This is a genomic window from Plantactinospora soyae (assembly GCF_014874095.1).
Classification (GTDB): Bacteria; Actinomycetota; Actinomycetes; order Mycobacteriales; family Micromonosporaceae; genus Plantactinospora; species Plantactinospora soyae.
Genome location: NZ_JADBEB010000001.1, coordinates 440,063 through 459,541, shown reverse-complemented (window position 1 = coordinate 459,541; position 19,479 = coordinate 440,063). Strand labels below are relative to the sequence as shown.

The following is a 19,479-nucleotide window of genomic DNA, read 5'->3' as shown; positions in this document are numbered from 1 at the left end:
ACTATGCGTGACGGACCGGTGGGACCGGCCGGCGGGGCCGGTGGATCACCTGGCGCCGGACAGCACCTCGGAGAGGGGCGCCGGGGAGAGCCCGCGCTCGCGCAGCCCGCGCAGGATGTGCGGCAGCGCCTCGTCGGTCATTGCCGCGTTCGCCTCGGTCACGTGCAGGACGACGACCGAGCCGGGCTTGACCTTCGACAGCACCGCGTTCACGATCGGCCGCCAGGCGGTGGCGAACGGGTCCCCGCTGACCACGTCTCCGTCGACCACGGTTACCCCCAGCGGCGCGAGGGCGGACAACGAGGCACCGTCGTGGCACAGGCCGGGAAAGCGGAAGTAGCGGGTCTGCCGGCCGCCGTACGGCTCGATCAGCCGGAAGGTCCGCGCCACGTCCTCGGTCATCCGGCTGCTCGGCACCCGGGGCAGGCCGTAGCAGTTCGGGGTGAACGCCAGGTGCCCGTACGTGTGGTTGGCCAGCTCGAAGCGGGAATTGCCGGCCAGCCGCCGGGTCAGGTCCGGATAGCGCTCCACCCACTTGCCGGTCAGGAAGAACGTCGCCGGGATCCGTTCCCGTTCCAGCAGCTCGATGATCCGCAGGTTGGCGTACGACCGCACCCGCCCGTTGCGCAGGTTGGCGAGCATCGAGTCGGTCATGTCGGCGTCGAAGGTGAGCGCGACCAGGTTCCCGGAGCGGGGACCGTGCCCGACCACCGGTGGACGGGTACCGGGCCGGGTCGCCCCGGGCCGCTCGTTCGCCGACGGCGAGGACGTCCGGGTCGGGGCGGTCGACGGTGTCGCCGGCCCGGTCGGGTGCGGTGCCGTGGCCGTCGCCGAACCGGCCCCCGGGGTGCCGTCCGCCGGTCCGGCCGGGCCGCCGGCCCAGGACGGCACCGTCCCCGCCTCCGGGGTGGCCGAGGTGGCGCCGCCGCGTACGACGGCCACCACCAGGACGAGGGCTCCGACGAGCGCGGCAGCGGCGACGGAGATCAGGCCGATCCGAAATACCTTCGCGAACACCTGGCCGAGCATGCCAGTCCCGGTCCAGTGCCGTGGTCCCGCTGTGCCGGAACACGTCCGGACCAGCGGGGAGCGGTCAGTACTGGTCCACCATGGTCTCGGTTTGGCCGAGCCGGGCGGCCCGCCGCTGCTGCCGGCGGCGCCGACGTCGCCGGACGACCCACATCACGAGGAACGGCACCCCGAGCAGGAAGACCAGTACCAGCACCGGAAGCAGAATTGCCGCCAGGGAGACGAACACGCTCGTCGCGTCCTCGGCGGTGCTCGCCACCGGGGCGCCGAAGCCGGCCGTACCGGCGTTGATCACCGGCCGGGCGGCGGCCTTCACCCCGTGTACGCCGAGCGCGATGATCACCCCGATCGCGATCGGCACCCACTGGTGGGATCCGAAGAACTGGCCGGGGTCACTGACCGTCACCGTTTCCGAGCCGGATCCCGCGCCGAACGCGAGTCCGCCCGCCGTCGGCCGGACGACCGTCTGCACCACGTCGTTGACGTGGTCGACCACCGGCACCTTGTCGGCGACCACCTCGACGGCCAGCAGCACCGCCAGAATCGCGATCGTCCAGCCGTTGGAGAGCCAGTTCCAGCCGCTCGGCAGATTGACGAGTTCGGTGAACCGGGCGAGCAGAGCCATGGTGAGCAGGGGAATGTAGGCGTTCAGTCCGGCCGATGCGGCGAGACCGGTTCCGGTGAGGGCTTCCAGCACGGGTTCCAGGATGGCACCGACTCGCCAGCATGGCCCGTCGGGCGTACTCCGGCCGCTCCGCTACCCTCGTCGGGTGCGGTTGGTGATAGCGCGGTGCTCCGTGGACTACGTCGGACGGCTTTCGGCACACCTGCCGCTGGCGACCCGGTTGCTGATGGTCAAGGCCGACGGATCGGTCTCGATCCATGCCGACGACCGGGCCTACAAGCCACTCAACTGGATGAGCCCGCCCTGCCGGCTGGAGGAGGCTCCCGGCGTGTGGCGGGTGGTCAACAAGGCCGGTGAGGAACTGCGGATCACCCTGGAGGAGATCTTCCAGGACTCGTCGTACGAGTTGGGTGTCGATCCCGGGTTGCGTAAGGACGGTGTGGAGGCGCACCTCCAGGAGTTGCTGGCCGCCAACCCCACCGAGCTGGGCGCCGGCTTCACGCTGGTCCGTCGGGAGTACCCGACCGCGATCGGGCCGGTCGACCTGCTCTGCCGGGACGGTGCCGGGGCGGCGGTGGCCGTGGAGATCAAACGGCGAGGCGAGATCGACGGGGTGGAGCAGCTCACCCGCTACCTGGAGTTGCTCAACCGTGATCCGCTGCTCACGCCGGTCCACGGCGTCTTCGCCGCGCAGGAGATCAAGCCACAGGCCCGGGTGCTCGCCGCCGACCGGGGGATCCGGTGCGTGGCGGTCAACTACGACCGGCTGCGTGGCATCGTCCGGGACGAGATGACCCTCTTCTGAGCGGAGTCGCGCGGGACAGCTGACGCTCCTCTGATCGGCGTCGCGCGGGGCTGCTGACGCTCGGTCCGGCCCGGATGGTTGTCGGGCCGAAGCGTCGTACCGGATTGTCGCCTTTCCGCGACCTGGCGGTGTCCCGATCGGCACAAGATCGCGATGCGGCGGTGCCGGGACCGTGATGCCGGGGCGGAATCGTCGTCAGAATGGACGACGACAGCCGCACCCGGCCCACCCCACCGGTGATGCTCGCCTGGTTCGGTCATCCGGTGACCGTGCTGGCGATCGTCGTGCTCGTGGTCAACGACCACCTACTCAAGGCCGCGTACCCGGGACTGGTCACCGGGAAGCTCAGTGACTTCGCCGGCCTGCTCGTCGTGGCGCCGTTGCTCGCCACCGTGCTCGCCGTGCTCGCCCCGAGGCTGCCCGGAACCTCGGTGGCGCTCGCCAGTCTCGGCGTCACCGGGCTCGCCTTCACCGTGGTCAAGGCGACCGCTGCCGGGGCGACCGCGGCCTCCGCGCTGTGGAGCGGGCTCACCGGGCCGTCGGTGATCCTGGCCGACCGGACCGACCTCGCCGCCCTGCCGATGCTCGGCATCGCCGGCTGGGTGTGGACCCGGGCCCGGCGACGTCCGGCCACGCGCCGGGCGGTACGTCGGTTCGGCGTGCTCGTGTTGCTGCCGGGCGCCGTACTCGCGGTGGTGGCCACCAGCGCGCCGAGCTATCCGGACACGGTCGCGGTCACGGTCTGGCGGAACCAGATCGTGGTGGGCCAGGCCAACGCCTACCACGCCGGTGACCGGCAGCCCGAGACATGGTGGCTCAGCGAGCGGGACGGTCGTGGCTGGCGGCGGTTGGAGCCGGCCGAGGAGACGGCCCTGGAGGCCGAGCGGTCCGGGCTACCGGTCGGGACGGGCCAGGGCTGCGTGCCGGGTGAACCGGCGCACTGCTATCGCGTCGTGTCGGGACAACTGCGGGTCGAGGAGAGCACCGACACCGGCACCACCTGGCGTACGAGTTGGGAGGTGCCGGACGAGGTACGCCGCTATCTCATCCGGTCCTACGACGACCTCGGTGACCTGGAGGTCTACCTCTCCTCCCAGGCGTTGATCGTGCATCCGACGAGTGCCGGTCACGTCGTCGTGGTGGCCAACGGTCGGGACGGTGTCGCCGTTCGCGACCCGGATGGTCGGTGGACCCGGGTCGGGTTCGACGGCTACGGCGGGGCGGCCCGCCGGGCCGACCCGTCGGGAATCGATCCCGGCGCGCTCGCCCGGGAGATCGTGCTCGCGCTGCTGGTCGCGCTGGCGGTGATGGGCCTGGGTGGTTGGCTGGCGGCCCGGCGGGGGAGGGTCACCGTCATCTGGTTCGGGATCCCGCTGGTCCTGGGTTGCGTGGGCGGACTCGTCGGCATCCCGGGGATGGGCAGCGACGAGGTGATCGCCGTCCTCGGCCGACTTCTGGTCGTGCTGGGGCCGCTGATGGCGCTGACCGGTGCGGTCGGAATCCTCGTCTTCGCCGGACGGGCGCTGCCGGTCCGCTGGCTACTGCTGATCATCCTGATCGGACTGGCGAGCGGTGTCGGCTGGCTCGCGCCGTTCGTCGCCTGGGCGAACGGCGCGATCGGCTACCGGAACGCGGCACTCCTCGGCTCGGCCTGCGCCTTGGTCGGCATCGCCGCCGCCGGTTGGCTCGGCCACCGCTTCGGCCGGCCCCCACTGCCGAACACCGAGCCGCCGGTCCCGAGAGCCGAGCCGCCGTACCCGGCGACACCGTTCGGGCCGCCGCCCGCCGCCTCCTGAACCGGAGTGAAGTGTTAGGAAGGGCCCCCGCATCTACAGAATGCGATAAGAAGGGGCCCTTCCTTGCAGTCAGGCGTGTGGGCCGACGGTCACTTCGCCGATGGTGAGTCGCGGGGTGGCTTCGAGGATTTCGCCGATACGGTGTACCTGGTCGTCGAGGTTGCGTCGTTGCGGGGCGGTGAGCCGGCCCAAGGGCTCCACCGTGACGTCGATGCGGCGGCCGGAGCGGCGTTGGTGCCAGACTCCGGCCACCACCCCGTCGACGAGCAGCACCGGATAGTTGCCGGCCTGGCCGCCCGCCAACGCCCGCTCGGCGGCCCGGCCGGGAAAGACGTGCTCGCGCGGAAAGCAGCCGACCGAGTACGCGTCGAAGTACGGCAACAGCCGTACCCCGTCCGGCAACCCGGTCGGGGCGGCGGTGTCGCCCGCCACCACCCAGGCGGCGGTGCCGGCCACCGAGACCTGCTCCAGCTCTGCCCCGAGCGAGTCGAACAGCTCCGTCGCCCAGCGCCTCGGCGCGGCCAGCCACTGGGCGAAGTGTGCCGGTGTGGCCGGGCCGTACGCGTACAGGTAACGCCGGACGACCTCGGCGAGTGCCGTTCGGGCCTCGGCGGGCTGGAACCCGGGCAGCCACCGGGTCGGGTTGGTGTACGTGATCTGGCGACCCCGGTTCGGGCCGAAGCACATCGCACCACGCCGGGTGGCGAGCGACATCCCCTCGATCCAGCGCGGCCACTTGTCCTGGAACGCGTCCATCACCCGGTCACCCGCCCACGCTCCGGTACGCGCCACGACCGCCTCGGTCAACTCGTCGGTGGTCAGCTCGGCGTCGCGGAGCGCGTCCGCGATCGCCGCGACGACCTGCTCGGCCTGCTCCTCGGTGAGCAGCTTGTGCGGCTGGATCGGCAGGGCCGACAGGGCGCCGGTCCAGATCGGCAGGTCCTCGGTGGCCAACAGGTGCACGGTGAAGCGGGGGCCGCGCGTCTTGACCAGGCTGCGTTCGGCCCACAGCGCCTCCCGTACGTCGACCCGGGTGCTGTCGCGGGTGCGCAGCCCGATCGAGAGTTCGGCGGCGGAGAGCACCTGGGCGTGCACCCCGCCGAGCCGGGCTGCCACGGCCGCGGCCCCGGGCAGCGGTGAGACCAGCCCCTGCCGGTCCAGACGCCGGGCGCACACCTGCGCGAACGACAGTTGACGCATCAGCGGACCTTAGCGAAGAAGGTACGGAGATCGGCGGCGAACGCGTCCGGCTGCTCCATGGCCACGAAATGGTGGCCGGCGGAGTTGCTCTCCGGCCAGTGCAGGATCGTGTTGTGCCGCTCGGCGAGCCGGCGGATTCCGGGCGGGCCACTGTAGACGCCTGTCGGCGCGGCGGTCTGCCCCTGCGGCCACGCGAAGGCGGTGCTGTCGTACATGAACCAGGAGGAGGATCCGAACGTCCCGGTGAACCAGTAGAGGCTCAGGTTGGTGAGGATGAGGTCACGGTCGAGAACCTGCTCCACCGGCCTCGGGTCGGTGTTGAACTCGTGGAACTTCTGCATCATCCAGGCCAGTGCCGCCGCCGGAGAGTCCTGCCACCCGTAGGCGAAGGTCTGCGGGGCGGCGCGGAGCAGGGCGTGGTGGTCGACGCCGTTCATCCAGTCCGCCTGCTGGAGGCTCGCGAAGGCGGCCTGCTCGGCCTCGGTCAGCTCCGGCACGTCGGACTCGGTGGGAAAGCCGAGTCCGCCGATCACGTACACCCCGACCACCCGGTCCGGGTCGGCGATGGCGACCTCCGGGGCGACGTACGCGCCGAGGTCGCCGCCCATGGTGCCGTAGTGCTCGTAGCCGAGCCGGCTCATCAGCCCGGCCCAGATCCGGGCCACCCGTCCGACGGTCCAGCCGGTCTGGGCCGGTGGCGCGGAGAATCCGAACCCGGGCACGGACGGGGCGACCACGTGGAACGCCTGGCCGGGGTCGCCGCCGTACGCCCGGGGGTCGGTCAGCGGGCCGATCAGGTTCGTGAACTCGACGATCGAGTTCGGCCAGCCGTGGGTGAGGATCAGCGGCAGGGCGTCCGGCTCCGGCGAGCGTACGTGCAGGAAGTGGATGTCCTGTCCGTCGATCTCGGTACGGAACTGGGGAAACTCGTTGAGCCGGGCCTCGTGCACGCGCCAGTCGTACCCGCCTCGCCAGTAGTCGGCGAGGTCCCGCAGGTAGTCGACCGGGACGCCACGGGTCCAGCCGTCGCCGGGCAGCGGCCGGGGCCAGCGGGTCCGGGCCAGCCGGTCGCGCAGGTCGTCGAGGTCCGTCTGGGGCACGTCGATGTGAAATGGCGTCATGCCGGGAACGCTAGAACCTATATAGGTCAGATCCTGTCACACATGGCTGGCATCCTGGCTGGGATGACCGACACCCCAGGGCGACTGCTCACGCTGCTCTCCCTGCTCCAGACCCCGCGCGAGTGGCCCGGCAGTGAGCTGGCCGAGCGCCTCCAGGTCAGCCTGCGCACCGTCCGGCGCGACGTCGAGCGGCTGCGGGGGCTCGGCTATCCGGTCGAGGCGTCGATGGGGGCGATCGGGGGATATCGGCTGGTCGCCGGCGCCGCGATGCCGCCCCTGCTGCTCGACGACGAGGAGGCGGTGGCGATCGCGGTCGGGCTGCGTACGGCCGCCGGGCACGCGGTCGCCGGAATCGAGGAGGCGTCGGTACGGGCGCTCGCCAAGCTCGAACAGGTGCTGCCGTCCCGGCTACGGTACCGGGTCGGTGCGCTGAGCGCGGCCACCGTACCGATGCTGACCTGGGGCCGGCCGACCGTGGACCCGGAGACCCTGACCGTGCTGGCGGCGGCGATCGCGGGTCATGAGCGGCTGCGCTTCGGGTACCGGTCGCACTCTGGCGGCGACAGCGCCCGCCTCGTGGAGCCGAACCGGCTGGTCTCGGCCGGTCGCCGCTGGTATCTCGTGGCCTACGACACCGACCGGGCGGACTGGCGGATCTTCCGGGTCGACCGGATCACCGAGCCGCGCCGTACCGGTGTCCGGGTGCCGCCCCGCGAACTGCCGGCCGACGACGCCGCCGAGTTCGTCACCCGGAAGCTCTACGCGTTCACCCCGACGTACCGGGCGGTGGCGACGCTGCACGTGCCGATCGCGCAGGTCGCGGGTCGGGTCGGCGACGCGCCCGGCGATCTGGAACCGATCGACGAGCACAGTTGCCGGCTGCGCAGCCACACCGACACGCTGGAGTGGCTGGCGTTGCGGCTGGCCACCCTCGGTTGCGAGTTCGAGGTGCACGAGCCGCCGGAGCTGATCGACTACCTCCGTGCGTTGGGAGCCCGGGCCAGCCGGGCCACCGATACCAGCTCATCGTGACCTCCGGGGTCCTCGGCGACGAGCCGGACGCCTGAAGAAAACTTTCAGAGACTTGATTGACTCCGTGGTTTTCCGCCGTAATAATTGGCGTCAATATTGATCAACGTCGTTTCCCTTAATCCTCGAAGGGAGGACCGATCATGGCAGCTGTGACCGGAGAGGTGTCCTGGTTCTGTTGCGGCAGTGCCTGGGGCCCGTGCGCGTCGACCGGCCGAGGCGCCTGCGGAACCTGCACCTCCGGCAACTACCAGCACGCCTGGCCGAACGCCTCGGCAGCCTGTCTCGCGATCACCCGACCGGATACCTGCGGCACCAGCCTCAGCCGGCGGACCTGTGGGTTCGTGCACTACACCACGAACCTCTGCAACGGTGCACGGGTCGGCACCTCGATCGCCGACTGTGGACCGCAGACCGATCTCTTCTGCGGCGAGCGCGCCTGCTGCGGCTCGTCCTGCGGAACGAACCGGATCATCGACCTGACCCCGGCGGCGTACAGCGCGATCGCCAGCCTCTCCACGGGGCTGCGGCCCTGCTCGGTCGACTCGGTCTAGGGAGGGCTCCACGATGGCGAACACCATGGACCGACGCCGACTGCTCAGCACCGCCGTACTCGGTGGGGCCGGCATCGCCGGCGCGACCGCACTCGGCTCACTGGCCCCGGAGGCCGCCTTCGCCGCCGAACCGGTCAAGGTCGTACCCGGCCAACCCGACCCGAACTTCGCCGAGGGCCGGGTCACCACGATCAACGGCAGCGTGGTGCTGCTCGCCGGCTCGGACGGCGCACTGCACCGCATCCAGGTCACCAACGGTACGAGCATCTGGAAGTTCCAGCCGACCACCTTCGACCGGCTCGAAAAGGGCGACGGCATGTACGTCCGGGGCGTCCGGCTCCCCGACGGCACGCTCGCCGCCGACTCGCTCTGGGCCAACATCGTCAATCTGACCGCGCACATCGCGTCGGTCGGCCGCAACGTGCTGCACCTCGACCACCACGGGAGGCGGCTGATCGGGCACGTCGTACCCGGCACGACCGCCGCCGTCTACAACGGCACCCCGGCCATCTCCGACGTCTCGCTGCTCCGGGTCGGCGGGCACGTACAGATCATCGGTGCCTGGCATCCCGACACCAACGAGATCAGCATCGCCACGGTCTACGCCGCCAACTGAGGTGTAAGGAAGGGCCCCTTCCTATCGTTTTCTGTTGTAGCGGGGGCCCTTCCTAACACCTCTCCCGGGAAGAGAGGAGGGCACAATGCTCCAGTCGATGGCGGCACTCCAGTCCCTGCTGATCGGCGTCGTACTGATCTGGTCCGCCCGGATCAAACTGTTCGACCGGCGCGCGGCCGACCTGGTCGGCACGTCGGCGCTCGGCACGCTGCTCGGTGCCGACCGGGCGGTGCCGGCGTACCGGCTCCTCGGCGGTGTCGAACTGGCGCTCGGGATCCTGCTGGTGGTCCCGCCGGCCCCGGTGGCCGAGCCGGTCGCGGCCACCGCGCTCGCCGCCGGCTTCGTCGGCTATCTCTGGTACGCCCGCCGCACCGCGCCCGGCTCGTCGTGCGGCTGCCTGAGCGCCAAGGCCACCCCGGTCACCGGGCGGAGCATCGTCCGTGCCGGAGGGCTGGCCCTGGCCGGTCTGTTCGGTGCCGTCGCCGCCGGCGGTGGGCACTGGCTGCCGGCCCTGGTCGACCAACCGGCCGCCTCGATCGCGCTGCTCCTCGCCGAGGTGGCGGTACTGGTCGCCCTGTCGCCCGAGTTCGACGCGGCCTGGCTGCTGCCACTGCGCCGGCTCCGGGCCCGGCTCACCCATCCACTGCGGGGCGGCTCCGGCGTCCCGTTGCTGGCCAGCGTCCAACAACTCCAGCTCAGTGGGGCGTACCGGCAGGTCGCCGCGTTGCTCACCTCGGACGTCCGGGAACACTGGCTGGAGCAGTCCTGGCGGATGGTCTGCTACTCGGCCCGCTACCAGGGACGACCGGCGACCGCGATCTTCGCCGTACCGGCGGCCGGGGCGGCACCGGAACGGGTCCGGGTCGCCCTGGTGGACGACTCGACCGGCGCCACGCTGCTGAGCCTGGCAGATCCGGCGAGCCGGGCGGATCCGGCGTACGCCGGCTGACCCCGCGCAGAGGTGTTAGGAAGGGCCCCTTCTTCTACAGAAAACGATAAGAAGGGGCCCTTCCTTACACCTTGGTCAGGCGCGGCCGGTCTGGACGGCGATCAGTGACTTGATCAGACCGGCCAGCCGCTCGGCCCGGATCTGCGAGTGTGGGAAGTAGTGCCGCATCTGTGACCGGTCCACCAGCTCGGTCCAGAGCACCTGTTGGATCGCCTTCTCCCGGCAGTCGGGGCGGGTGTGCGCCAGCGGCCATCGGCGGGCCACCGCCACCCGCAGCCGGACCGGGGTGAACTGCATCCCGGGGGCGATCCAGTGTGGCTCGATCGGGAAGTAGCGGTACGGGGTCTGCACCCAGTGTGCGTCGGCTAGCGCGTGCACCGTCTCGGCGAACCGTAGCCGGCGCTCGTGCCCACCCACGTGCTCCAGCACCGAGTTGGAGAAGACCAGGTCGTAGCGGCGGCTGGCGATGTGCCGGGGCAGCGCGCACGCGTCGCCGCGGTCGACCTCCGCCCACTCCGGTACGTCGGCCGGGGCGTCCTCCAGGTTCACCACGTGTACGTGCTTCGGCCGTACCGCGCTCTGCGCCCAGGTACTCACCCGGCCGCCGAGATCGATCACGGACATCTGCGCCAGATCTGGAAAGGTTTCGGCGAGCCAGCCGGCTCGGCGCTGCCGCCGCTTGGCGCCCCAGGAATTTTCGCTGTCAACCAGGCGAAATCGCAACGCGTGCAGCCCCATTTGGCGAACGCTACCGATGCGGGAGGCGACCAGGGATGTCTTAGTCGTCCTTTTGTCCCTACGATCGGTCAGTTCGCGCTCACCGCCCGTACATAATTTTCGCTGCCTTGATGATGCGCTCGACCTGCGCGGACGTCCGTTCGAACGTCATCGAGGGCAGCACCGAGGGTCCGCGCCGTCTGGTCACCGCCTTGCTCCGCCCGAACTCGCGCAGTCCGTCCGCGCCGTGGATGCGGCCGAAGCCGGAGTCGCCGATACCGCCGAACGGGAGTGTCGACATTCCGACGAAGGTGAGGCTGGAGTTGACAGCGGCCATTCCGGAGCGGATCCGGCCGGCGATCTCGACGGCGCGGCGCCGGCCGAAGACGGACGCGCCCAGGCCGTACGACACCGCGTTGGTCCGGGTGACGGCCTCGTCCGCGTCGGCGACCCGGGCGATCGTGAGGGTTGGCCCGAAGGTCTCCTCGCGCACCGCAGCGGCGTCCTCGGGTACGTCCACCAGGATGGTCGGCCGGACGTACGGCGGCTGCACGGCATCCGGTCCACCGAGTACGGCCCGTCCGCCGCGCGCGATCGCGTCGTCGATGTGCCGTCGGATCACCTCGATCTGGCCCGGCATGGTGATCGGGCCGAGGTCGGTGTCCTCGGCTCCGACGGTCAGCCGGGACGCCTTCGCCACCACCTTGGCCACGAAGGCGTCGTAGACCGGCTCGACCACGTACGCGCGTTCGATGCCGATGCAGGTCTGGCCGGCGTTGGTGAGGGCGCCCCAGACGCAGGCTTCGGCGGCGGAGTCGAGGTCGGCGTCGGAGTCGACGATCATCGCGTCCTTGCCGCCGGCCTCCAGGACGACCGGGGTGAGGGTCTCGGCGCAGGTGGCCATCACCTTCTTGGCCGTGGCGGTGGAGCCGGTGAAGGCGACCTTGTCGACGCCGGAGCGGCACAGTGTGGCGCCGACGTCGCCGAGACCGTGTACCGCCTGGAGGACGGGGTGTTCCGGCACCACCTCGGCGAAGGTGTCGACCAGCCACTGCCCGACCGCCGGGGTGTACTCGCTGGGCTTGAGTATCACGGCGTTTCCGGCGGCCAGGGCGTACCCGAACGCGCCGACCGGGGTCAGCACGGGATAGTTCCAGGGCGCGATCATCGCGACGACGCCGTACGGCTGGTATTCGAGGTGGGCGGAGAACTCGGCGATGACGAGCCGGCCGCGTACCCGGCGGGGTCCGAGCACCCGCTTCGCGTTCCGGGCCGCCCAGTCGAGGTGGTCGATCGCGCTCACGGCCTCGACGACAGCGTCGGCGATCGGTTTGCCGGTCTCCAGATGGGACAGTGCGGCGAGTTCGGTGATCCGGTTGGCGAGCAGCGACCGCCAGCGCAGCAGCCGGGTTCGGCGACCGGCGAAGCCGAGCCCGGCCCACCATTTCGCCGCCAGCCGGGCCCGCCCGACCATCCGGGCGACGTCGTCCGGGTCCGCGATCGGGAACCGGCCCGCCAGCTCCCCGGTCGCGGGATTGGTCGAGGTCAGCTCGCCGTCCTCGATCGCGGGCACACCGGGTGCGTTCACGGTCGTCATGCCGCGAGTCTAAACCCGAATATTACTCGCGGGTAGGTGCGTGAATGAGCATGATCGGCGCCGTTCATCCGCCGAAGCGGCGAGGCTGGATCCCCTACCCGGACACGGCGACACGGTCCGGCAGGACGTGGAGTCCGGCCGGGAGCGGATGGGAAGCTGACCTGCGGGGGCCGGCGTTGCCGCGTCGGTTCGGGGGCCGGCGTTGCCGCGTCGGCTCGGGGCAACGCCGATGGGGGCGATCCATGTCCGACGAGCTGGATCTGTTACCGCTACTGACGGTGACCAGCGGACCGTTGCAGGGCGCGAGCTTCCGGCTCCGGCCGGGACTGCGCCAGATCGGCCGGGAGGACGGCGTCGACGTGCTGTTGGACGATCCCAAGGTCAGCCGCCGGCACGCCACCGTCGAACTCGTCGACGGCCGGGTGCTGCTGACCGACACCGGATCGACCAATGGAACCTGGCTGAACGACCGGCGGCTCTCCGGCCTTACCGAGCTGCACGACGGGGACCGGCTCCGGCTCGGGCACGTGGAACTGCGATTCTTCGATCCCGGTGCCGCGGCGACCTACCAGTTGACGACGCTGCGCTACCAGGCGCTGGTGCCGCCCACCCCGGCCCCGGCCCGTGCTCCAGGGCCGGCGGTCAGCGCGCTGACCGCGCCGACCCAGCTGATGGGTCCGCCCCAGCGCTCCCGCCGGATGCTGTTGATGATCGGCGGCTGCGTGGCACTCGCCGGCTGGGTGACCTGGGCCTATCTCGCCTTCCAGTAGGAGGAGACGCCAGCCCGCCGGCGCGTTCGAGGCGGGCCGCCGGCTGAGGCACTGCGGCAGGGGAACTGCGGCAGCTTTCACGAGACGGAGAAGGTCACCGTTCCGGTGTATTCGCCCGCGACGGCCGACAGGGGAATCTGGACTGTAACGACCGGGTCCCAGGTCGCAGCGTTGTTGCCGATGCCGTCCGTGAGGCTGTACGCGGTACGCGGGACATTGATGATCTCCGCGTCGTCCGCTGTCGGCTGGCCCGAGTCGAAGTCGCCGATACCGGTGGTCGAGCTCGCCGTACCCGACCAGTAGGAGACGTTGACATTGGAGATGGTGTGGCTCGAGCCGTCGAGGACGAAGCCCGTCGCGACCGCCGTCGCGGTCCACGCCGCCTCCGACAGTAGGCGTTCATCCGTCACCGTTACCGGGCCCAAGTTCGCCGAAACCGTTCCGCCGGGCCTGGCAGTGCCCAGGTCGGCCGTCTCCGGCGCGCTGATCGACAACTCACCCGGTTCAGCGCAGGTCGATGCGGTTATCGAGTCGGTGTCGAGGGTGACCGCGCCATTGATCGCCAGCGTTCGGCCGTCGACCTCAATTCCCGCACCGACGGTGATCGAGGTGAAAGCGAGGACGTCACCCCGAAGCGTGGAGTTGGCTCCGAGTGTCGCGGAACTACCGACCTGCCAGAAGACGTTGCACGACTGGGCACCGTTGACCAGGTTCACCTCACTGTCGGCGGCCGTGATGAGCGTGGAGACGGCCTTGAAGATGAAGACGGCGTTCGGGTCGCCCTCGGCGTCGAGGGTCAGCGTTCCGGCGATTCCGAACGTACCCGAGGCGGAGTTGTACACGCCGGTGGTCCTGGTGGTTCCGCCGAGATCCCCCGAGACGGTGCCGGTGGGGGTGCGCCCTGCGGCGTCGCCGTAGGCGAGGGCCAGATCACTTTGTGCCGCCACTGCGGGGCCGTCGTCGCCGCTGTATATGGCTCCGGTCAGCTCACCAGGAGGAAATCCGGTCACCGCGGTGCCCGGGCTCACGCCGATATCGCCGTCGACCTCGGTGAACCCGGTGTTCGTGACCGTCGTGCCGGCGAGAACCGCGAAGTCCGCGGCGGCGCCCAGTTCTACCGGCAACGTGGCCGCGTTCGCGCTGGGCGACCCGACCACGCCGATCAGCGCGGTCGTCGCAAATATCAGCGTCAGGGCGGAAGTCACCCGGGCCATCCTGGGGGAGGTGCCCGTGAGGCCAAAGGCTGCCATGGGTTTCCTCGGGAAGCTCGATGTCTAGCAATACGGACTATATTCCTATAATCGCACGTCCCGGGATATGAGTGATCCTAACCCCTAAAACGCCCCTGTTTATTGATACCTTCGGTCGGCGTCGGGATGTGGCGAGCGGCCACATGGCCCGGGTCTGGGTCGGCTGGCATGATCGCCCGGATGGAGATCCGACGACACGAGATCCTTGCCAACGGCATCCGGCAGCGGGTGCTGGTGGCCGGTCCCGAGGACGGCATCCCGGTGCTGTTGATCCACGGCAACTGCTCGTCCGCCGACTTCTGGCAGCCGCTGATCCGCCGACTGCCGGCCACCCTGCGCCTGGTCGCCCCCGACCTGCGCGGGTACGGCGGCACCCAGGTCGCGCCGGTGGATGCGACCCGTGGCCTGCGCGTCTTCGCCGACGACGTCGCCGCGCTGCTCGACGAGCCGGCGCTGTTCGGCACGGCGGACCCCCGGCCGGTGCTGGTCGGGCACTCGCTGGGCGGGGGAGTGGCGATGTCCCTCCTGATCGGCCACCCCGACCGGGTGGCCGGGCTGCTGCTGGCGGCGCCGGTCTCGCCGTACGGGTTCGGTGGCACCCGGGATCTGGCCGGCACCCCGACCACGCCCGACTTCGCCGGCACCGGAGGCGGAACGGCGGGCGCCGACTTCGTCCGCCGGCTGGCCGCCGCCGAGCGGGGTACCGACGCACGGACCAGCCCGCGCAACGTGCTGCGTACCGCCTACGTGGCCGATCCGGCATCGCTGGGCGAGGACGAGGAACTGCTGCTCGACTCCGTGCTCTCCACCGCGACCGGCGACGACAACTACCCAGGCAACAGCGAACAGACCGGGAACTGGCCGGGCATGGCGCCGGGGGACCGGGGCGTGCTCAACACCTTGGCCCCGAAGCACTTCCGGATCGCCGACGAGCTGGTCGCCGTGTCGACCAAACCGCCGATCACCTGGGTACGCGGCGACGCCGACGTGATCGTCTCGGACACCTCCCTCTTCGACCTGGCGTACCTCGGTCAGCTCGGTGTCGTCCCGGGCTGGCCCGGCGCGGAAGCGTGCCCGCCCCAGCCGATGATCGGGCAGACCCGCGCGGTGCTGGACCGCTACGCGGCCGCCGGCGGCAGTTACCGGGAGATCGTTCTTCCCGGCTGCGGCCATTCGCCGAACATCGAGCGTCCGGCCGAGTTCGTCGCCGCCCTGCTGGACCTGGTGTAAGGAAGGGCCCCTTCTTATCGTTTTCTGTAGAAGAAGGGCCCCCTCCTAACCGTGCGCAGGGCGGGGCCGAGTTGCCGAGGGGGCGCATGGCAGACTCGCTCGCAGGTTCCTTAGCGGCCGTTCAGCCGGCCGTTCGCGACGAAGCGGGAGGCCAGCAGTGGCACGCGAGTTCACCGGCGACGGCACCGTTTCGAGTGTCGGCGTGGTCGGGCTGGGCACGATGGGCGCCGGCATCGTCGAGGTGTTCGCCCGCAGCGGTGTCGACGTGGTCGCCGTCGAGATCACTCCGGCCGCCCTGGAGCGTGGTCAGGCGACGCTCACCCGCTCCACCGAGCGGGCCGTGGCCCGGAGCCGGCTGACCGCCGACGACCGGGACGCGTTGCTGGGCCGGATCGACTTCGCCGTCGGGCTGGCCGCGCTCGGCGAGGTCGACCTGGTGATCGAGGCGGTACCGGAACAGCTCGACCTGAAGCGGCGGCTCTTCGGCGAACTCGACCGGATCTGTAAACCGGCCGCGATCCTGGCCACCAACACCTCCTCGTTGAGCGTCACCGACATCGCCGTCGCCACCGGCCGGCCGAGCCAGGTGATCGGGATGCACTTCTTCAATCCCGCGCCGGTGATGAAGCTGGTCGAGGTGGTCCGGACGGTCACGACCGCACCCGAGGTGGTCGATGCCGTGGAGGGGCTCTGTGCCCGGCTCGGCAAGGTTGGCGTGACCATCGCCGACCGGGCTGGTTTCATCGCCAACGCGCTGCTCTTCGGCTACCTGAATCAGGCGATCGCGATGGTCGAGTCGCGGTACGCGAGCCGCGAGGACATCGACGCGGCGATGAAGTCGGGCTGCGGGCTGCCGATGGGGCCGCTCGCACTGCTGGACCTGATCGGTCTGGACACGGCGTACGAGATCTTGGACACCATGTACCGGCGGGGTGGCCGGAATCGCCGGCACGCCCCGGTGCCGCTGCTCCGGCAGATGGTCACGGCGGGACTGCTCGGCCGCAAGTCCGGTCAGGGCTTCTACCGGTACGCCGGGCCCGGATCGTCGACCGTCGTACCCGACGAGCAGACCCCGTCGGCGGCGCCTGTCGACGCCGCCCGCCCGGTCGCCAAGGTCGGGGTGGTCGGTTCGGGCGACAGAGCCGCCGCGATCGTCGAGGTTTTCACCGAGGCCGGGTACGACGTGGTCGCGGTGTCCCGGGAGGCGGACAAGCCCGGCGGGTTGGACGAGTTGGCCGATGTCGACCTGGTCGTCGAGGCGGTGGCCGAGGAGTTGAGCGCGAAGCGGGCCCTCTTCGGCGAGCTGGACGAAGTCTGTAGGCCGGGAGCGCTGCTCGCCACCACGACCTCCGTACTTCCCGTCATCGAACTCGCGATGGCCACCCGGCGCCCGGCGGACGTGTTCGGGTTGCACTTCTCCGGCCCGGCGCCGGCCCTACCGCTGGTGGAGATCGTCAGCACCATCCGTACGTCGGCGGAGGCCACCGCGACCGCTCGGGCGTTCTGCGCCGGGCTGGGCCGGACCGGGGTGGTCTGCGACGACCGGGCCGGGTTCATCGTCAACGCACTGCTCTTCCCGTACCTGAACGACGCGGTGCGGATGCTGGAGGCGTCGTACGCGACGGCGGACGACATCGACCATGCGATGAAGCTGGGTTGCGGCTATCCGGCGGGCCCGTTCGAGATGCTGGACTCGATCGGTCTGGACGTTGCGCTGGCCATCGAGTGCAGGCTCTACGGGGAACTCCGGGAGCCCGGCTTCGCCCCGGCGCCGTTGCTGGAGCAGTTGGTGACCGCCGGCTATCTGGGTCGTGGCACCGGTCGCGGCTTCCGGGAGCACCCCGACCGGTGACCCGACTCAGTGGGCGATACGCAGGCTGACCCCGGCGTTGCTGCTCCGGCCACCCTCGGTGAGCCGGTAGACGAACCGGTCGGATCGGGCCTGCTGGTTCGGGTACGGCCGGTAGATGACGGTCCGCCCGGTGGTGACCTGGACGGTGCCGTGCGTCGGCGGGGTGACGATGGTGAGCTTCGTCCTGCCCGTGGCGAAGTCGTTGGCCAGCACCGGGATGCCGGTTGCCCTGACTCCGCTGACCCGGGAATTGTCCCGGATCGCCCTCGGGGCTGGAACGAAGGTGCCGGTGCCGGTACCGATGAAGATCGTCTGGGCGCCGGTCAGGTCGCTGGTGGTGACCACGTCCATGATCGTGTCGCCGTTCACGTCCGTGGCGGCGACCGTCCAGTAGTCGTCGCCGCCGACGTCACCCTGCAAATCCACCACCGTGCCGTCGTCGAGCACCACGACCACGCCGGTGAAGTAGCTGCCGCAGCCTTCGGCGTAGGCGATCACCACGTCCATCGCGCCGTCCCGGTCGAAGTCGGCGAGCTGGTACTGCGGTCGCCCGGAGCAGTATTTCACCGGGCCGGGCACGAGTGCGCCGGTGCCGGTGTTGAGGTAGGTGCTGAACCCGTGACCCTGGTCGGTCCATTCGTAGATGTCCTGGCGTCCGTCGCCGTCGAAGTCGGCGGTGCCGATGTAGCTGGGCTGGAAGATGGTGTCGAAGCCGCCCGAAACCGCGAAGTCGTCCAGTACCAGCAGGGTTTCGCTGACCGACGGGGGTGGACCGGCGAACCAGGTGACGGCGAGTTCGAGTGCGGGGTCGTTGTCGAGGTTGAGGCCCACGCCCATGTCCGGGCAGTAGAGCGCCGACAGGTACGGATAGGACTGCGCCGGACGGTAGCCGCCACCGGGCAGACCCATCTCGACCAGTACTCCGCACTGGTCTGGGCCGGGCAGGAAACCCAGGGTGTTCCGGTCCGCGATCCCGTCGCCGTTCACGTCGGCGACGATCGGCTCGTCCTGCCAGCCGGCCTGGGCCGCGGGTGCGGTCATCCCGATCGTCGTCACGGTCAGCGCGACGACGACGGTGGCGATGCGCCGACCCCACATGGTGCCTCCTCGGCCCGGGCCAGCCGCCCCGACTGACTGGCTCTCTGCTGGAAAGTAGATCGTACTGATTGTCATCTAATGTGTGCTGACTGTGATCCGACACTGGGTGTCTGGACGACGGGTTCGCGTACCGGATCACGGAGCGATCTTGACAATGACCGTGGCGTTGCTGCTCCGGTCGTCCTGGGTGACCTGATAGACGAACCGGTCAGCCACCCCGGGTGCGCTGGTCGGGGTGTAGACGACGGACCGGCCGGCGGTCACCCGTAGGGTGCCGAACATGGGCGGGGTGACGATGCTCAGCCTCGCCCGGCGGCTGACCCAGTCGTTGGCCAGCAGCGGAAGGCTGGTCGGAACGGTGCCGCTGACCGTGACGGCGTCCTGGACCGCCAGCGGTGACGAGACGAACGTGCCGTCGCCGACCCCGAGGAAGGTGTTGTGTAGTCCGGTCGGGTGGTAGTAGGTGAGCACGTCGGGAACGCCGTTGTGGTCCGCGTCCAGCACGTTGATGGTCCAGCTCCACTCCCCGCCCGGCACGCCCGGGAGCTCGGTCACCGTTCCGTCGTCGAACACCACCGCCACGCCGTGTGCGCCGTCGGCGCACCTGTCGACATAGACGATGGCCATGTCCGTCGCCCCGTCGAGGTCGAAGTCGGCCAACTTGTACTGGAGGGAACCGGCGCAGTACCTCACCGGGCCCGGGCGCAACGTCCCGGTGCCGTCGTTGAGGTACGTCGCGAACCCCTCACCCTGGTCGGTCCATTCGTAGATGTCCTGCCGCCGGTCGCCGTCGAAGTCGGCCAGCCCGAGGAAATTGGGCCGCTGGAGGGCCTGGAGACCGGCCGACAGGGCGAAGTTCCGCAGCACCAGCAGATCGTCGCCGGACCTCCCGGGATGACCGGCGTACCAGCCCAACACCAACTCCGCCGTTCCCGAGTCGTCGAGATCCACGGCCACCCCCAGGTCGGGGCAGGCGCCGGGCCCGCCGCCACCCGGTCCCCGGTAGGTGTACTCACGAGGGGCGAGGTAGCCGCCGCCGGGTCGGCCGAACCGCACCCGTACCGCACAGTTGCGCGGTGGGGCGGTGCCGAGCCAGGCGAGGTCGGGCAGTGTGTCGGCGTTCAGGTAGCCGTACAGCGGCTCTCCTGGCCCGTCGGCCCAGGCGGCCGGGGCCACCGCGCCCGTCGCGATAACCGTCGCCGAGGCGGCGACCGCAGCGATCCGTCTTCTCCACATGGCGT

The 19,479-nt window shown here is 70.4% G+C and carries 18 protein-coding genes; 9 read left to right on the top strand and 9 right to left on the bottom strand.

The annotated features are described in order from the left end of the window. Window positions 1-45 precede the first annotated feature (45 nt). Together H4W31_RS01985 and H4W31_RS01980 are read right to left on the bottom strand one after the other, a co-directional pair. A complete protein-coding gene (locus H4W31_RS01985) occupies window positions 46-1,017 on the bottom strand; it encodes a polysaccharide deacetylase family protein (protein ID WP_318782981.1) in 972 nt (323 codons plus the stop codon). 76 nt (window positions 1,018-1,093) lie between these two features. Continuing rightward, window positions 1,094-1,726 (bottom strand): DUF4126 domain-containing protein, encoded by a 633-nt coding sequence (locus tag H4W31_RS01980; RefSeq protein ID WP_192765072.1) that lies wholly within the window; start codon window positions 1,724-1,726, stop codon window positions 1,094-1,096. Between the two features lie 73 nt (window positions 1,727-1,799). On the opposite strand from H4W31_RS01980, the gene nucS reads away from it, so the two are divergent. After that, entirely contained in the window at window positions 1,800-2,459 is a 660-nt protein-coding gene (nucS, locus tag H4W31_RS01975) for an endonuclease NucS (protein WP_192765071.1), read from the top strand. A gap of 200 nt (window positions 2,460-2,659) precedes the next feature. Continuing rightward, window positions 2,660-4,255: a hypothetical protein gene (locus H4W31_RS01970; protein WP_192765070.1), complete on the top strand. Its 1,596-nt coding sequence runs from the start codon at window positions 2,660-2,662 to the stop codon at window positions 4,253-4,255. A gap of 69 nt (window positions 4,256-4,324) precedes the next feature. Here H4W31_RS01970 and H4W31_RS01965 read toward each other — a convergent pair whose 3' ends face one another. Both H4W31_RS01965 and H4W31_RS01960 read right to left on the bottom strand, forming a co-directional pair. After that, entirely contained in the window at window positions 4,325-5,455 is a 1,131-nt protein-coding gene (locus tag H4W31_RS01965; protein WP_192765069.1) for a winged helix DNA-binding domain-containing protein, read from the bottom strand. After that, complete coding sequence (locus H4W31_RS01960; RefSeq protein WP_192765068.1) at window positions 5,455-6,576, bottom strand: epoxide hydrolase family protein; 1,122 nt, start codon at window positions 6,574-6,576, stop codon at window positions 5,455-5,457. Before H4W31_RS01960 ends, H4W31_RS01965 begins: the two co-directional genes overlap by 1 nt. A gap of 63 nt (window positions 6,577-6,639) precedes the next feature. On the opposite strand from H4W31_RS01960, the gene H4W31_RS01955 reads away from it, so the two are divergent. From H4W31_RS01955 to H4W31_RS01940, 4 genes are all read left to right on the top strand, one after another. After that, window positions 6,640-7,608 carry a helix-turn-helix transcriptional regulator gene (locus tag H4W31_RS01955; RefSeq protein ID WP_192765067.1) on the top strand — a complete coding sequence of 323 codons (969 nt, stop codon included), beginning with the start codon at window positions 6,640-6,642 and terminating at the stop codon, window positions 7,606-7,608. A gap of 140 nt (window positions 7,609-7,748) precedes the next feature. Further along, a complete protein-coding gene (locus tag H4W31_RS01950) occupies window positions 7,749-8,159 on the top strand; it encodes an RlpA-like double-psi beta-barrel domain-containing protein (protein ID WP_192765066.1) in 411 nt (136 codons plus the stop codon). A 13-nt stretch (window positions 8,160-8,172) separates the two neighbouring features. Then, on the top strand, window positions 8,173-8,775 hold the full coding sequence (locus tag H4W31_RS01945) for a cell wall protein (protein ID WP_192765065.1): 603 nt from the start codon (window positions 8,173-8,175) through the stop codon (window positions 8,773-8,775). An 85-nt stretch (window positions 8,776-8,860) separates the two neighbouring features. Further along, on the top strand, window positions 8,861-9,724 hold the full coding sequence (locus H4W31_RS01940; protein ID WP_192765064.1) for a MauE/DoxX family redox-associated membrane protein: 864 nt from the start codon (window positions 8,861-8,863) through the stop codon (window positions 9,722-9,724). Window positions 9,725-9,799: 75 nt separating this feature from the next. Here H4W31_RS01940 and H4W31_RS01935 read toward each other — a convergent pair whose 3' ends face one another. Together H4W31_RS01935 and H4W31_RS01930 are read right to left on the bottom strand one after the other, a co-directional pair. Next, the gene (locus H4W31_RS01935) at window positions 9,800-10,462 is read right to left on the bottom strand and encodes a class I SAM-dependent methyltransferase (protein WP_192765063.1); all 663 of its coding nucleotides are present in this window, start codon (window positions 10,460-10,462) and stop codon (window positions 9,800-9,802) included. A 79-nt stretch (window positions 10,463-10,541) separates the two neighbouring features. After that, window positions 10,542-12,038 (bottom strand): aldehyde dehydrogenase family protein, encoded by a 1,497-nt coding sequence (locus H4W31_RS01930; RefSeq protein ID WP_192765062.1) that lies wholly within the window; start codon window positions 12,036-12,038, stop codon window positions 10,542-10,544. 242 nt (window positions 12,039-12,280) lie between these two features. On the opposite strand from H4W31_RS01930, the gene H4W31_RS01925 reads away from it, so the two are divergent. Next, complete coding sequence (locus H4W31_RS01925) at window positions 12,281-12,808, top strand: FHA domain-containing protein (RefSeq protein ID WP_192765061.1); 528 nt, start codon at window positions 12,281-12,283, stop codon at window positions 12,806-12,808. 77 nt (window positions 12,809-12,885) lie between these two features. On the opposite strand, the gene H4W31_RS01920 is transcribed toward H4W31_RS01925, so the two are convergent. Next, window positions 12,886-14,013, bottom strand: a complete 1,128-nt coding sequence (locus H4W31_RS01920) for an ice-binding family protein (RefSeq protein WP_318782980.1) — start codon at window positions 14,011-14,013, stop codon at window positions 12,886-12,888. A 225-nt stretch (window positions 14,014-14,238) separates the two neighbouring features. On the opposite strand from H4W31_RS01920, the gene H4W31_RS01915 reads away from it, so the two are divergent. Together H4W31_RS01915 and H4W31_RS01910 are read left to right on the top strand one after the other, a co-directional pair. Continuing rightward, window positions 14,239-15,288 (top strand): alpha/beta hydrolase, encoded by a 1,050-nt coding sequence (locus tag H4W31_RS01915; protein ID WP_192765060.1) that lies wholly within the window; start codon window positions 14,239-14,241, stop codon window positions 15,286-15,288. Window positions 15,289-15,445: 157 nt separating this feature from the next. After that, entirely contained in the window at window positions 15,446-17,140 is a 1,695-nt protein-coding gene (locus H4W31_RS01910) for a 3-hydroxyacyl-CoA dehydrogenase family protein (protein ID WP_318782979.1), read from the top strand. A 6-nt stretch (window positions 17,141-17,146) separates the two neighbouring features. On the opposite strand, the gene H4W31_RS01905 is transcribed toward H4W31_RS01910, so the two are convergent. Together H4W31_RS01905 and H4W31_RS01900 are read right to left on the bottom strand one after the other, a co-directional pair. After that, window positions 17,147-18,238 carry an FG-GAP repeat domain-containing protein gene (locus H4W31_RS01905; RefSeq protein WP_192765059.1) on the bottom strand — a complete coding sequence of 364 codons (1,092 nt, stop codon included), beginning with the start codon at window positions 18,236-18,238 and terminating at the stop codon, window positions 17,147-17,149. A 135-nt stretch (window positions 18,239-18,373) separates the two neighbouring features. Beyond that, window positions 18,374-19,474 (bottom strand): Ig-like domain-containing protein, encoded by a 1,101-nt coding sequence (locus H4W31_RS01900; RefSeq protein ID WP_192765058.1) that lies wholly within the window; start codon window positions 19,472-19,474, stop codon window positions 18,374-18,376. Window positions 19,475-19,479: the final 5 nt, after the last annotated feature.